General features: G+C 37.9%; 18 protein-coding genes and 1 pseudogene. 3 read left to right on the top strand and 16 right to left on the bottom strand.

The window, feature by feature from the left end:
* Positions 1 to 10 precede the first annotated feature (10 nt).
* From rpoN to VXK47_RS18305, 12 genes are all read right to left on the bottom strand, one after another.
* Complete coding sequence (gene rpoN, locus VXK47_RS18250; RefSeq protein WP_435550218.1) at positions 11 to 1447, bottom strand: RNA polymerase factor sigma-54; 1437 nt, start codon at positions 1445 to 1447, stop codon at positions 11 to 13.
* A gap of 1 nt (position 1448) precedes the next feature.
* A complete protein-coding gene (gene lptB / locus VXK47_RS18255; protein ID WP_435550219.1) occupies positions 1449 to 2171 on the bottom strand; it encodes an LPS export ABC transporter ATP-binding protein in 723 nt (240 codons plus the stop codon).
* The gene (locus tag VXK47_RS18260) at positions 2172 to 2678 is read right to left on the bottom strand and encodes an LptA/OstA family protein (RefSeq protein ID WP_435550220.1); all 507 of its coding nucleotides are present in this window, start codon (positions 2676 to 2678) and stop codon (positions 2172 to 2174) included. It abuts the gene before it with no gap.
* Positions 2679 to 2718: 40 nt separating this feature from the next.
* Entirely contained in the window at positions 2719 to 3303 is a 585-nt protein-coding gene (lptC, locus tag VXK47_RS18265) for an LPS export ABC transporter periplasmic protein LptC (RefSeq protein ID WP_435550221.1), read from the bottom strand.
* Between the two features lie 2 nt (positions 3304 to 3305).
* Positions 3306 to 3836, bottom strand: a complete 531-nt coding sequence (locus VXK47_RS18270) for a KdsC family phosphatase (RefSeq protein ID WP_435550222.1) — start codon at positions 3834 to 3836, stop codon at positions 3306 to 3308.
* A gap of 46 nt (positions 3837 to 3882) precedes the next feature.
* A complete protein-coding gene (kdsA, locus tag VXK47_RS18275) occupies positions 3883 to 4701 on the bottom strand; it encodes a 3-deoxy-8-phosphooctulonate synthase (RefSeq protein WP_435550223.1) in 819 nt (272 codons plus the stop codon).
* A 356-nt stretch (positions 4702 to 5057) separates the two neighbouring features.
* The gene (locus VXK47_RS18280; protein WP_435550224.1) at positions 5058 to 5645 is read right to left on the bottom strand and encodes a MarC family protein; all 588 of its coding nucleotides are present in this window, start codon (positions 5643 to 5645) and stop codon (positions 5058 to 5060) included.
* Between the two features lie 81 nt (positions 5646 to 5726).
* The gene (locus VXK47_RS18285) at positions 5727 to 6752 is read right to left on the bottom strand and encodes a hypothetical protein (RefSeq protein ID WP_435550225.1); all 1026 of its coding nucleotides are present in this window, start codon (positions 6750 to 6752) and stop codon (positions 5727 to 5729) included.
* A gap of 5 nt (positions 6753 to 6757) precedes the next feature.
* Positions 6758 to 7252 carry a rubrerythrin family protein gene (locus VXK47_RS18290; RefSeq protein WP_435550226.1) on the bottom strand — a complete coding sequence of 165 codons (495 nt, stop codon included), beginning with the start codon at positions 7250 to 7252 and terminating at the stop codon, positions 6758 to 6760.
* Between the two features lie 108 nt (positions 7253 to 7360).
* Positions 7361 to 7699, bottom strand: a complete 339-nt coding sequence (locus VXK47_RS18295; RefSeq protein ID WP_435550227.1) for a PilZ domain-containing protein — start codon at positions 7697 to 7699, stop codon at positions 7361 to 7363.
* Positions 7700 to 7723: 24 nt separating this feature from the next.
* A complete protein-coding gene (locus VXK47_RS18300) occupies positions 7724 to 7945 on the bottom strand; it encodes a tautomerase family protein (RefSeq protein WP_435550228.1) in 222 nt (73 codons plus the stop codon).
* A gap of 59 nt (positions 7946 to 8004) precedes the next feature.
* Positions 8005 to 8175 carry a hypothetical protein gene (locus tag VXK47_RS18305; protein WP_435550250.1) on the bottom strand — a complete coding sequence of 57 codons (171 nt, stop codon included), beginning with the start codon at positions 8173 to 8175 and terminating at the stop codon, positions 8005 to 8007.
* A 347-nt stretch (positions 8176 to 8522) separates the two neighbouring features.
* Between VXK47_RS18305 and VXK47_RS18310 the strand changes: the two genes are divergently transcribed.
* Both VXK47_RS18310 and VXK47_RS18315 read left to right on the top strand, forming a co-directional pair.
* A complete protein-coding gene (locus VXK47_RS18310) occupies positions 8523 to 9392 on the top strand; it encodes a DUF169 domain-containing protein (protein ID WP_435550229.1) in 870 nt (289 codons plus the stop codon).
* Positions 9393 to 9424: 32 nt separating this feature from the next.
* Positions 9425 to 9595, top strand: coding sequence for a hypothetical protein (locus VXK47_RS18315; protein ID WP_435550251.1), 171 nt, complete (start codon positions 9425 to 9427; stop codon positions 9593 to 9595).
* Positions 9596 to 9699: 104 nt separating this feature from the next.
* Here VXK47_RS18315 and VXK47_RS18320 read toward each other — a convergent pair whose 3' ends face one another.
* Positions 9700 to 10554: a thioredoxin domain-containing protein gene (locus VXK47_RS18320; protein ID WP_435550230.1), complete on the bottom strand. Its 855-nt coding sequence runs from the start codon at positions 10552 to 10554 to the stop codon at positions 9700 to 9702.
* Positions 10555 to 10918: 364 nt separating this feature from the next.
* Between VXK47_RS18320 and VXK47_RS18325 the strand changes: the two genes are divergently transcribed.
* Positions 10919 to 11404: a ferritin family protein gene (locus VXK47_RS18325; protein ID WP_435550231.1), complete on the top strand. Its 486-nt coding sequence runs from the start codon at positions 10919 to 10921 to the stop codon at positions 11402 to 11404.
* 103 nt (positions 11405 to 11507) lie between these two features.
* Here the strand turns inward: VXK47_RS18325 and VXK47_RS18330 are convergent.
* From VXK47_RS18330 to VXK47_RS18340, 3 genes and pseudogenes are all read right to left on the bottom strand, one after another.
* Positions 11508 to 12295 (bottom strand): annotated as a pseudogene (locus VXK47_RS18330) (SDR family NAD(P)-dependent oxidoreductase).
* 59 nt (positions 12296 to 12354) lie between these two features.
* On the bottom strand, positions 12355 to 12585 hold the full coding sequence (locus VXK47_RS18335; protein ID WP_435550232.1) for a hypothetical protein: 231 nt from the start codon (positions 12583 to 12585) through the stop codon (positions 12355 to 12357).
* A gap of 157 nt (positions 12586 to 12742) precedes the next feature.
* On the bottom strand, positions 12743 to 13036 hold the full coding sequence (locus VXK47_RS18340; RefSeq protein ID WP_435550233.1) for a hypothetical protein: 294 nt from the start codon (positions 13034 to 13036) through the stop codon (positions 12743 to 12745).
* Between the last annotated feature and the right edge of the window lie 58 nt (positions 13037 to 13094).

Here is a 13094-nt window from a genome sequence, read left to right on the forward strand (position 1 = left end):
TAAATCCTCCTCATGGTTGTTTGCGTTTATTAGAAGAAAGTATTCTTAACATCTCTCTGTATTTAGCAACAGTTCTTCTTGCAATATTTACGTTATTTTTAACAAGTATTTCGGTTAGTTTATCATCACTGTAGGGTTTTTTGGGATCTTCGGATTCAATAATCTTTTTTATCATTTCCTGAACTCCGGAAGATGCAATAGTTTCACCATTTGAACGATTTATAGAACTATTGAAGAAATATTTCAATTCATAAATTCCCTGCGGAGTAAATGCATATTTATTCGTTGTGACTCTGCTTATTGTCGATTCGTGCATTTCGATATCCTGTGCGATATCTCTTAAAACCATGGGTTTCATGTAAGTTATACCTTTTTCAAAAAATTCCCTCTGGAATTTGAGTATGCTTTCCATGACCCTGTATATCGTTTTCTGGCGTTGCTGGATGCTTTTTATGAGCCAGGCGGCTGAACGAATTTTATCATTTATGTATTCCTTGGCATCTTTATTTATTTTTCCACCACTGCTGATTGTATTTTTGTAATAGGAATTAATTTTAAGTTTCGGCATTCCATCGTCATTTAATACTATTACAAAATCATTTTCCAGCTTATGTACATATATGTCCGGGGTTATATACTGAGGTTCTTCATCCGAAAATTTTCTTCCGGGCCTTGGCTCAAGGCCTTTTATGATATTTATTGCCACCAAAATTTCGTTGGGATCGGCTTTGAGTTCCTTTGATATGGCTTTATAGTTTCTGTTTTGAAGGTAATTAAGATGATGCTCAATAATTTCAGTTACTAAGGTATTGTCAAGATTAAGCTGCCTTGCCTGGATTAAGAGAGACTCTTTAAGATCTCTTGCACAAACACCCGGGGGATCAAAAGTCTGCAGCAGGGTCAAAACACTTTCAATCCTGTCGATTGAATAATTACTGTTAATAAATATTTCTTCAATGGAATTGTCAAGATATCCGTCTGAGTTTAAATTGCCGATAATCAAACTCCCGATTTCTTCATCTTCTTTTGTTGTGCAGGCCATAAGAAGCTGCCATAGCAGATGGTCGTTTAAAGATTCCTTAGCGGAAATAAAGGTTTCATAGCTTGGGGTTTCTTTCCTTTCAGTCTCGAAATGAGTTTTCCCCGGAGTATTATATTCGTCAATATAATTGCTCCAGTCAACATCGTAATTAATTTTTTCTTCTATTTTAATTTCTTTGTCTGCAGGGAGTTCCTGCTGAATCGGGTTTTCACTTCGTTCAACAGGTGAATCATCCGGATGTGAATCAAAAGACTCTTCCAGTAAGGGATTTGTCTCAAGCTCCTGACGTATTGTTTCCACAAGCTCAAGACGGGAAAGCTGCAAAAGCTTTATAGCCATCTGAAGCTGTGGGGTCATTACCAGTTGCTGGGATAATTTGAGCTGTTGTCTGAATTCAAGAGCCATATTAAAGTTTAAACTCGTCCCCTAAATAGATGCGGCGCGCAATTTCGCTGGAAGCGATCTTTTCGGGATTGCCCGCTTCAATTATTCTCCCGTCGCTGATGATATAAGCCATATCGCATACATCAAGAGTTTCTCTGACATTATGATCTGAAACCAGTACGCCAATGCCGCGATTTTTTAGATGCACAATAATATTTTTTATGTCAAGCACAGCCAGCGGATCTATTCCTGCAAAGGGTTCATCAAGAAGAATAAAGATCGGCTCTGTTGCCAGAGTGCGTGAAATTTCAAGACGTCTTTTTTCTCCCCCTGAAAGAAGTAATGCTCTTTGGTGCGAAAGATGACTAATGCCAAGCTCATCAAGAAGTCTGTCAGCGCGTTCATTCTGTTCCTTTGATGAGATAGGCTGCATTTCTAAAATTGCCATTATATTTTCTCTTACCGTAAGCTTTCTGAAAATTGACGGTTCCTGGGGAAGATAACCCAATCCTTTGCGGGCCCTAATGTGCATCGGGCAGCTGGTAATATCTTCATCATCAATTGAAATTTTACCTTCATCCGGTTTTACCATTCCAACGGCCATATAAAATATAGTGGTTTTACCTGCTCCGTTAGGACCAAGCAGTCCGAATACTTTGCCGCTTTCGACATTAAGTTCAACTGAATTTACAACTTTTCTTCTCTTGTAAATTTTAACAAGTTTATCAAGAAGCAATTTTGACATTTATATTCCTTTTCCATCAGATTCAAAGACAGCTTCAACACGATTGCTCCTGCTGCTTTCTATCTTAACATGTCCGTCATCTCTGAAAAAGGTAATTTTTGATCCGGTTATCGAATTATTTCCACTTGTAATTTTAGATCCGACTCCGGTTAATGTAAAAACTCTGGTACTTGTTGCATAAACAGCATGTTGGGTTATTGCAATTTTATCATCAAACAATATTTTAACATTTCCGGTTGCTATTATTTCTTTTATTGATTCTTTTTCTTTTGGGTTATCTTTAGCGGCTGTATCGACTTTTTGGTAGAAAATATTCAATCTGTCTGAAGTAATAACGGTTGTTCCCTGAACGGCTTTCACTTTTCCGATGAATTCGGCTTTATCTGAATTTCCGTCAACAATCAGCATATCTGCAGTTATACGGGTTTTCTCAACACTCCCGTCTTTTTTAGGCTTTATTGTCTTGTCTGCTGCAAGTACGTCTCCCGAATGAATTAAAAATAACAAAAAAACTGCAACAAACAGCAAATGCAAGTAATATCTATTTTTATAATGATAAGTTATCACCAAATATCCCGTCCACTTTACCAATTAACTCAGCTTTATTTGTGTTTAAATCTATAGCCATGGAGCTTGCAATAAGATTTGAAGACTTGCCGGTTAGTTCAACCGGTGCTTTTGATTGTATAATACGTTTTTTATTATCATAATTTATTTTTCCTGTTTTTAACATATAATCATTGTTTTTAATTACCACATTGCCATTAATTTCTATATTGCCGGATTCGGTTTTTAAGGTTCCTTTGTCAGCGGAAAGATATACTTCCTGGTTGTCTTTTGTAAAAAAAGTAACAGTCAGATCTTTAAAAAAGGCCTCTTTTTTGTCTTCGCTGTAAATTGCCGAACGTGCTTCAAGACTCCACTCCATAATACCGTTTTTTGAAGAGATCTGGCTTATCCTTTCTAAGGATATGCTTGATCCGTCAAGAACGGCAGGAAGCATTCTCTCAGGCTTTTTTGAAAAATACCGGTAGCCGATAATAACGCCGAAAATCACAGTTATTGTAATGACAATGGATGTAATTAAGGCAATTTTTATTTTTTTATTGCTGAATATATTTGACAGTTTCATTATTAAAATCTTTCTATAACAGAATCCCAGAGCATTTGCGCTTTTAGTATGGCTTCACATATTTCCCGGATAGCCCCCGCCCCGCCTTTGGCTGACGTTACAATATGTGATATTTCAATTATTATCTCATGGGCATTCGCAACAGCTATCGGTATCCCTACTTCCTTCATAATTGAAATATCCGGAAGGTCATCACCCATGTATGCAATATCATCGGCATTTATTCCGGTTTTTGCAATTATTTCATGAAGTATTTCAACCTTATTTTTAACGTTATCATAAATATACCCGATATGAAGGTTTTTGCATCTGTGATGCAGCGCTTCTGATTTTCTGCCGGTAATCACTCCGACTTCTATTCCTGCAAGCATAAGAAGCCTGATTCCGAGCCCGTCTCTGACATGAAAAGTCTGAGTTTGTATATTATTGTCATCATAAATAATAGTACCATCAGTCATTACACCGTCAACGTCAAGAAGCAATAACCTTACATGTTTAAGCCTGGTTTTGGCATCAGGCACTTTAAATATCATGGTAATCCAGTTTTATTTATTATAAAGCCAATCACATTGGGTGTGTCTAAATAACAACCTGACGTATTGCTTTAAGTCTTTTAATTAAATCATAAAGGCTGTCAAGAACCAGCGAGTTGGGCCCATCGCAGAGCGCTTTATCCGGATCAGGATGAACTTCCATAAATATACCGTCAGCCCCTGCCGCAACAGCTGCTTTTGCAAGTATTGGCGCAAATTTTCGTTCACCGCCGGAACTCTTTCCTGCACCACCCGGGAGCTGTATGCTGTGAGTTGCATCAAAAATAACGGGATATCCTGATCCCTGCATTATTTCAATACCTCTGAAATCAACCACAAGATTGTTATATCCAAACGTAGTACCACGTTCTGTAATGAGTATCTTTTTGTTGCCGGTAGAAGCAATTTTTTCAACTACATTTATAATATCCCATGGAGCAAGGAACTGACCTTTTTTAATATTTACAGGCTTTCCCGTTTTTGCAATTTCCAATATGAAATCAGTCTGCCTGCAGAGAAATGCCGGTATTTGAATTATATCTAGTATATCGGCTGCTTTATCAATTTCATTAATTGAATGAACATCAGACAGAATTGTAAGACCCAGCTCTTTTTTTATCTGTTTCAGGATATTAAGTCCGTTTAACAGTCCGGGCCCTCTGAAGGAACTTAATGAAGTCCTATTTGCCTTATCGTACGAAGCCTTAAATATCAGAGGAATATCAAGTTGTTCAGATAGTTCTTTAAGATAATAAGCTATCTGTAAAGTAATATCTTTATTTTCAATAACACACGGGCCGGCAATAATTACTAGCGGATGATTGTCCCCTATGGATATTTTGCCGATATTAACAGTGCTTGCCATATTTCCCCGGTAAATTGTAGTATATTGAGTCACTTTCAAAACGTTTCAGTTTGGTCAAGGTCAAAGCGGACGAAAATATTAACCACAGGAATACATTTAGTATTTCTATGATTAAAATTTGAGCCCAACGCAGAGATCAGCCTGAATGGGACGTTTTGGAACTGGCTCTATTAAAAACTCATTAATCATTTTCTTAGAGTATCTATAGTCTGAAGGCTTAAATGTCAAGAAACGAAAAAGAATAATGCCATCAAGCCCTGTTTGAAGCCAAAGAGTATTTATGAAAAAATATCAGGATGATAACCGAAAACAGTGTAAATGATCTATCTGAGTCTTTTAAAGACAGAAAGGATAAATTAATTCGATATTAATTTCATAATCCCGCTTCTTACCATCTTAACCGCAAAGGCTGCTAATATGAGTGAAGCAACTTTGGCAAAAGCTCTGGAACCGCTTATTCCGAAAAAATTTATGATACGTTCTGATTGGCTGAATATGAGCCATGCAAATAAAAGGTTTACTATCAGCGAAAATATTACAGGGATATAGCCGCTTGTTCCAACAAGAACAAGAGCAGAGGTTAGTGTGCCCGGGCCTGCAATAAGAGGTGTGCCGAATGGAACTACGCCGAATTCCGGACTTCGCTCAATTTTTTTTTCACCGGCGCGCACAACATCGGAAACGGCTATGATCAACAGCACACCGCCCCCTGCAATCATGAAATCCTCAACAAGTATTCCCAGGGCATTAAATATCATCTGACCCAGAAGAATGAAACCGACTGTAACTATAAAGGCTGTGATGATTGATTGACGGACAATTTTTTTACGTTCCGGTTTATTAATTCCTTCCGTCATGCCTATATAAAGCGGAAGAATTCCCGGAGCGTCCATAGCAACCATAATGGGAATAAGGGTTGGTACGAAAGATTGAATTATATCCATTTAGTATTTCCAAAAAGTCCCGGTTGAGTCAATTGTAATCACAACTAAGGGATTTGCTTACATTATAATTAATCAGCGCACTCAATAAAGCCGGTATTTTTCTCTTAGCATAGCTGATATCGATTTTATTGTTTCAAACGCTTTTTCAACCGTTTTTTCCTTATCCGGATTCACCAGGCAGCAAGTTGCAGGAGAAAGAAGGCTTTTACTTAATAAATATTTTATGTCGATTCCTTTTTTTTCCAGAATCTGCCATGTTTCTTCAAGACGGTTAATCAGAGACGCAATATTTTCTTTTTCAAAATTTTCAAAACCGGTAGGCACAATTCCCCAGACAATAACACCGCCCCGTCCTATAAAGCGCTTTATAGATGATGCATAAGAAGAAAATATTTCGGCATTGGTATATACATCCAAAGACAGTATATCCAGATTCAGGTTCAACAGAAAATCCCAGTCCGGATTCCCACAAAGGTGTACGCCGCATGGACGATCAAGCATTGAGAAAAAAAGATCCAGCTCGCCTTTGGCTTTCATATCCCCGAAGCCTGACATGGCTGAAAAAAGAAACTGAAGTCCGGGTTCGTCTATAAACATAAACGCATTTTTATTCAGTTTTTTTAATCGGGAAAGCTGAATATTTATTCGCTTTGTCATAAATTCGAGCATAAAAGGGCGAACGGTATCATCGAAAAGGATAGGGCGCTTATTTTCATCCATAATATTGAAACCGAAACTAATGGGGCCTTCAAGCTGACCACGGATTGCCGGTCGGTCGGAGAAATTGCGGGAAAGAAACTTATGATAGACTTCGGAATATGTTTTGCTGATATCGAAATATTCAGGCTCATCAAAATGGCTCATGGTCTCTTCTAATTCGCCGATGAATTTTTCGAGTGAAAACCGGAGGGTTTTATTTTCTATATCAAGAAGAATGCCCGGAAAATGCTCCGCAGCCTGAACATACATATCTTCATAATAGCTATAATTCGGAAGTTGCGGCCAGAACGGAATATCAAGAGATAAAGCTATCTCAAGAGCTCGGTCCACATCCGTATGAGGCATAACCGCCATCGCGGTTGTCAGAAGATTTCCCGGGATTGGCATTGGTATTAATCCACTTTAACAAAAGCTTTTGCTTTTGAATTACATACAGGGCATGAATCCGGCGGCTCATTTTCACAGGTATACCCGCATACTGTGCATATATAATAATCAACTGGTTCTTTTTTATCCATATTATCAAGAGCTTTTTTATAAAGAGCCGCATGAACCTTCTCGACTTCATTTGCGTAAGAAAATGTTCTGACTGCCGCTTTATTTCCTTCCTCTTCGGCTGTCTTTATCATATCCGGGTACATTGAACTGAATTCATGGGTTTCGCCTTCTATGGCTTCCTTAAGGTTTTCTGCAGTACTATTTATACCACCCACTACCTTCAAATGAGCGTGAGCATGTATGGTTTCGGCTTCTGCTGCAGCTCTAAAAAGTTTTGCTATTCGGGGATACCCATCTTTTTCAGCCTGTTTTGCAAAGGCCAGATACTTACGATTAGCCTGAGATTCACCTGCGAAAGCTTCCCGCAAATTCTTTTCCGTCTTACTCATATCTTGTTCTCCTTTCATTGTTTAGATATTATAAAACCACGCACAATGTTTTTAGCAACGGCGGCATCTGTATTCTAAATAATATAATCATGAAATCCGGATATCAAATCATTCAGACTCAAATTTATTTAAACCCACCAAAAGATGACCGGGAAATCTTCCCCGGTCATCTTTTGAAATATGTTTTATTTCCGCTTTTGAATATTCAATGGGATCCGATTCTTTCAAAGGATAGAATTGCATGTTCAATACTTCTCCAACGTGCAGATGCTCTATTATTTTGGAATCTTCACGAACAAGAATACACATTCCTTTTTTAGAAAAATTCCTTATCCTGAAGTGATAGGATAGCTCAAATTCCCGCTTTGAAATCAGAACACTATGGTATAAATTGATAAAAGTCCTGTTTTCTGTTCTTCTTTCAGATTCCGTTTCATTTTCGTTCATATCAATCCCTTGAAAAATTTGATTCTATTTTTCAGGTTCTTTATATAGTTTGTCTTTATTACCCAAAATATCAGGCATATATACTTTTTCAGCCCAATCTTCGGGGCTTACCTCTTCAATCGCAACTGATACGGTTTTTGCTTCACAATTTGCAATTGATACAACATTTTTTACTATTGCATCCGTAAGCTTTTGCTTCTGCTCATTTGATCTGCCCGGATATAGCTTTATGATGATATGTGGCATTTCTTCTCCTGGCTGTTATACAATTTCTTCAGTTTCTGGTTTGCCATGAACATTTTACCCTAAAATGGCTTTAAGATCCTCATCAGCAGTAGAAAAAGGATAGCCTTGCCTTTCCTGTAACCCAGCGGAACTTTTGTCGGTACCGGATTTCCGTAAGTTATAGTATTCCCGGTATCAAGAAGTTCCATCGCCTTGAATGCCGCTTCACCACACCAATGCTTAATGATGATTTTTTATTTTTAGCCTGACGCTGCAACCAATCACATTGCATTATTTTTCTGCTTTATACAAAATTGCAATTTCAGTAAGTGCGATTATTTTTTGAATACTATCAGAAACATATTCAAATGTCAATTAGTTAGAAGAATGCGCTGACTTGTTACAAGCCCGGAAAATATTAAGTCCGACAAAGACCGGCTCTATCCTTTCAAGCGCCAGGCTAAATCATAACATAAAATCGGCTTGCGGTATTTTCTGATACAAACTATATGATATAGAAAATTTTGTATAGCTCATTATTGCCGCGGCGTTTAAAAAAAGTGAGTCAGGGATCAATTCTAAAGGGAAAACAGACAGAATGAATATATTTAATGACTTAATGATAAGACTTGTAAAAGCATTTGATGTTCCGGATATAAATATTCCGGTTGCCGGAGTAAGAATATTTAAAAAACATGAAAACATTCCGGAAGAAATTATGAAATATCAGCCCGATGGAATTGCCATAACTTCCTGTCATTCAATCAGGACCACAATGATGGGGGATGCCGTATATCTGACAGTTCAGAGCATAGGCTGTATTGCTGCCGCAATTAGTCTTGGTTTAGTTGATAAGTATCAATCTTCTCCTTTAAAAGGACAGAGAGAATATATTGAAATCATGAAAAGAAGCAGCGGTAAAGGAGATTCTTTTATCCCGCCGTCGCCGCTTGAGTTTGCCGATGGTACGGTTTATGCGTTTAAGGATTCAAAAAAAGATCATTTTGCTTTATTCGGCAAAGATGATTCGGGAAGATACGTAACAAAAAGCATAGCCCGCAAGGCCTTATCCGATATGCTGTCTTTACAACCGCCAACTACTCAGGGAGTATTCTATTTTTCTCCTGATTTCGAAGAGATAGAAATTATCCCCGATGTAGTAATACTATCATTACGGCCTGTTGAGCTATGCAGACTGATACAAGGCTACCAGTATTTAACCGGAAACCGGGTTAAGGCGAATGTTGGAGGACTTCGGGCCGGATGCTCCGATTTAATTGTAAGGCCATATTTGTTGAAAGAAATTAACTTCTCTCCATATTGTTTGGGCGCAAGGCTTATTGCGAAATTTGAGGGCGACAGGTTAGGAATGGGGTTTCCTTTTTCACTTCTTGAAATTATAGTAAAAGGAACGGAAGCATCAAAAACCGGATTTCCGTTTCCCGAATATCCCGACGCCTGTTTATAGCTCAGCTGTTTATAAAAACACTTGCCAAGAACATTTTACATAGGCTTTCTTATTCCGGGACGGAATTGGAACCTGTATTTCCGGATAGAACCATAGGTTTCCATTATTGGAAGCATCACAAAAGCTATGCAGATAAGTTCAGCAAGCTTATAGCACAGGAACGGAATATGACAATCAATCATCAGAAAAAATCATTACCCTGACAGCGGGACAAACGGATAATTCTGTAATCGCCGATATTTTCCCTACCAGCTTATAAACTTACCAACTGACGGGCTATCTTTTCCTTGTACCTGCAACATAAATCTTAGTTGCTGCCTTTCTGTACTTTCTTAAGCTCTTTATCTATAGCCTTTATGAATTCTGTCATTGACAGGTTTTTAAGCAGTTTCCCGTTTATAAAAACCGAAGGAGTACCTCTGACATCCGCATTGATTCCTTCAATAGTATCTTTTTTGACTTTTTGTATGGTCTGTGGATCATGCATCTTTTTATCAAATTCCTGCTTATTTAATCCTGCCATCTTTATTATCTCTTCAAGTTTTTTGTCATTTAGCTGATTATAGTTTTTAAACAGAAGATCATGGAATTCCCAGAATTTTCCCTGGCTTTCAGCTGCCAGCGCTGCTATTGCAGCATTCATCGCATATCTATGGCTTTGAAGAGGAAAGTTTTTGAAAACCAATTTAACTTCTTTAGGATATTTCTTGAGAACCTGGTCGAGTACCGGCACAAGCTGTGCGCAGTATGGGCATTCAAAATCGGTAAAAAGCACCAAAACAACCGGTGCATTCGAAGGCCCTTTAAAAGGTGAACCGGCTGTACTGATTTTGTATGTGAAATCAAGTTCAATTATCTCAACGGTTTTGTTTTTACTGCTGCCAAGAAAAAGAAGATTATCTCTTGGTCCTACCCTGATTTGATTAAATTGATTTCCAACCTGAATTTTTTCTTTCAAGCTGCCGTCTTTCGAAAAACAAAGGATCTCGCCTTTATCATTTAATACGAAAATCCACTTGTCATACAAAGAAACAGCAATGTCTATTGGCGTTGTATCCATCTGCAGCCGGCTTTGAACGCTCCATTCAACTTCAGCAAAAGAGGGTGAAACAACAGCGAAAACAGATATTGTTATAACAAGCATCAAAATTTTATATTTCATAAAAGGCTCCTGTTTATATTTGATTTGGTATGTCCACAACTATCGCTATTATTTAAGAATACTAAATAATAGCCTATTATATGTCAAGGAATATGTTGTTAAAGTTCAGCGCTTTTATAGCTCAGTTATAATTTTTGATATAAAAAGTTTAGGTTTTATTGCTTCTATATTATCTCCCGAAAACGGTGCATTATTTTTTTCACTTTGCAGGTTTCATAAGAAACTATATTATTTTACCACTGAAGGAAGTTTTGTTGTATTATATATATTATATTTCCCTTTCTCCTAAATAATTGGGAGTAAAACCATCAATATAAATAGATAGTTACAATACTATCCACAAGAGAAGATAAGGAGGCATATAGTGAAAATATTTGAACTCGCAAAGCAGGTAGAAAAAAACGGAGAAAAATTTTATTTGGATTTAGCCATAAAAACCACTGATATCGGATTAAAAAATATTTTCACCTTGCTGGCACAGGATGAAAAAAAACACTATGCAGTTTTAGAAAGTATGGAACAAGAAAACGATTTTGAATTAACCGATACAAATATTTTAAAAGAAGCCAAAGAAATTTTCCAAAACATAAAGGACAGGGCAGTACAAATTAATGGCAGTACTTCTCATCAGGAAGTATATGAGGTTGCCTTAAAAAATGAAGAAAAAAGTATCGAAATCTATGGGCAACTGCTTGGGAGTACTATCTTTGAGAACCGTAGAGAAGTTATCATAAAAATAATTGAAGAAGAAAAAAAACATAAATATCTTATAGAACAGTTGATTGAATTTATAAGAAGACCGGAGTTCTGGCTGGAAAATGCCGAATTTAACCATCTGGATGAATATTGAGCTAATACGGCAGGCAAAGCTCCCCGTTATTTAGTGCTGTTATTGTAAAAAATATCTTTATTCGATTTCAAAGAATCAATATCAGTAATAAATAACGAGGAGACTAAAAAGCTATTACCCTGTTATCAACCGGGAGGAAGACCGGGAAGCATAGTGCTGCCAATTCCGCCATCAACACAGAAGGTGGCTCCGGTAGCATACTTGAATCATCTGATGCCAAGAAAACTATAATACCATTATAATCTTTTGGATCTGCAAGTCTTTTAATCGGAACCGCTTGTCCCATAAAAGCCATCACTTCGGGAGGCATTGCTGACTTGGCATGTTCAGTCAAAGTCAAACCCGGTGCAATACAATTAACATTTATTCCTGCGGGGCTAATTCCGTAGCCATTTCTCTGGTCAGAGCTATAACTGCGCCTTTTACCGCTGTATACGGAGCAGTAAGAGGAATACCAAGAATACCTTGAGTTGATGCAATATTGATTATCTTGCCATAGCCCTTCTTTACCATTTCTCTTGCAACAATCTGGCTGCAAAGAAATGTACCGTACAATCCGACTTCAAGAGTTTTGTTCCAAAGTTCATCAGTACATTCCAAAAAAGGAGAGAAAGGATAAACAGCTGCGTTATTTACAAGAATATCAATTTTCCCCAATTCAGCTATAGCCTTGTCAACTGCTGCCTGGATATCAGCCCTTTTCGAAATGTCTGCTTTTATAGTCATACATTTACGGCCTGCTGCCTTAACAGCAGTGCTAACTTCATTCATATTATCGGCAACATCGATTACTACGATATCAGCACCTTCATTAGCCATTGTGACAGACATTTCCCTGCCTATACCAACAGCCCCACCGGTTACAATGGCAACTTTGTCTTTTAATCTCATACACTCCTCCTTTTTATCTATATAAAGAAATAGTTAAATATTTTTAAAAATAGACCCGGTTATTTTTTATCTTTATTTTTTGCTAAAAAGCCCTTAACCATCATTACCGGCACATAACTTATTACTGGCCAGGATAACAGGCTTAAAGAATCCCATAGATCTTTAGGTTTACAATATACGGAAGTTACCATTGCACCCATCATTCTTCCCTTAACGACTATGTTATCCCCATCACGAGCGATAGGCATAGTGTCCATCATTTCAACTCCCTCTTTACTGTACATCTTCATGACTGTTCTACTCCCTATTAAGGCCGGTTAAAAAGGCCTGTAAGCCTGTATGTAAAAATGCATTACGGCTATATACCAATAATATATGCCATGCAGGAAATATTATTTCCCGCATGGCTTGTTTAAAGTTTGATGCGGATTTTAACAAACCGCATATTTAAGATTTCTTTGCTGCTACCTTCTCAAAATCAATTCCAAGATATTCCATTACCGCCTGAACTGCTGCACGACCGCCGCCGATAACTCCGGTTCCGGGGTGTCCGCTGGCGCTGCTCAGATACAGTTTCTTCAAAGGCATTCTGTAGTTCCAGCCCGGAAGAGGACGGTTGCCGGCAGACTGCCAGTTAAACTGGCCGATATGTCCGATGTCTGCGCGAACATATGCAGGATTGTGTGTCTCAAAATCAAGAGGCGTCCAGAAAGATCTTCCCAGAATATTATCATCACCCATGTTTGATGTTCTTTCGCGGAAATGTCCGAGAATGCCGTCTGCTACTTCCTGACACTTT

The organism is Desulfobacterium sp. N47 (assembly GCF_051233685.1).
GTDB lineage: Bacteria > Desulfobacterota > Desulfobacteria > Desulfobacterales > RPRI01 > RPRI01.

Coding starts and splice junctions, on each gene's coding strand:
- rpoN (WP_435550218.1), bottom strand. CDS start 1,447: ATGGCTCTTGAATTCAGACAACAGCTCAAATTATCCCAGCAACTGGTA.
- lptB (WP_435550219.1), bottom strand. CDS start 2,171: ATGTCAAAATTGCTTCTTGATAAACTTGTTAAAATTTACAAGAGAAGA.
- lptC (WP_435550221.1), bottom strand. CDS start 3,303: ATGAAACTGTCAAATATATTCAGCAATAAAAAAATAAAAATTGCCTTA.
- VXK47_RS18270 (WP_435550222.1), bottom strand. CDS start 3,836: ATGATATTTAAAGTGCCTGATGCCAAAACCAGGCTTAAACATGTAAGG.
- kdsA (WP_435550223.1), bottom strand. CDS start 4,701: ATGGCAAGCACTGTTAATATCGGCAAAATATCCATAGGGGACAATCAT.
- VXK47_RS18280 (WP_435550224.1), bottom strand. CDS start 5,645: ATGGATATAATTCAATCTTTCGTACCAACCCTTATTCCCATTATGGTT.
- VXK47_RS18285 (WP_435550225.1), bottom strand. CDS start 6,752: ATGCCAATCCCGGGAAATCTTCTGACAACCGCGATGGCGGTTATGCCT.
- VXK47_RS18290 (WP_435550226.1), bottom strand. CDS start 7,252: ATGAGTAAGACGGAAAAGAATTTGCGGGAAGCTTTCGCAGGTGAATCT.
- VXK47_RS18295 (WP_435550227.1), bottom strand. CDS start 7,699: ATGAACGAAAATGAAACGGAATCTGAAAGAAGAACAGAAAACAGGACT.
- VXK47_RS18300 (WP_435550228.1), bottom strand. CDS start 7,945: ATGCCACATATCATCATAAAGCTATATCCGGGCAGATCAAATGAGCAG.
- VXK47_RS18310 (WP_435550229.1), top strand. CDS start 8,523: ATGAATATATTTAATGACTTAATGATAAGACTTGTAAAAGCATTTGAT.
- VXK47_RS18320 (WP_435550230.1), bottom strand. CDS start 10,554: ATGAAATATAAAATTTTGATGCTTGTTATAACAATATCTGTTTTCGCT.
- VXK47_RS18335 (WP_435550232.1), bottom strand. CDS start 12,585: ATGAAGATGTACAGTAAAGAGGGAGTTGAAATGATGGACACTATGCCT.
- VXK47_RS18340 (WP_435550233.1), bottom strand. CDS start 13,036: ATGGGTGATGATAATATTCTGGGAAGATCTTTCTGGACGCCTCTTGAT.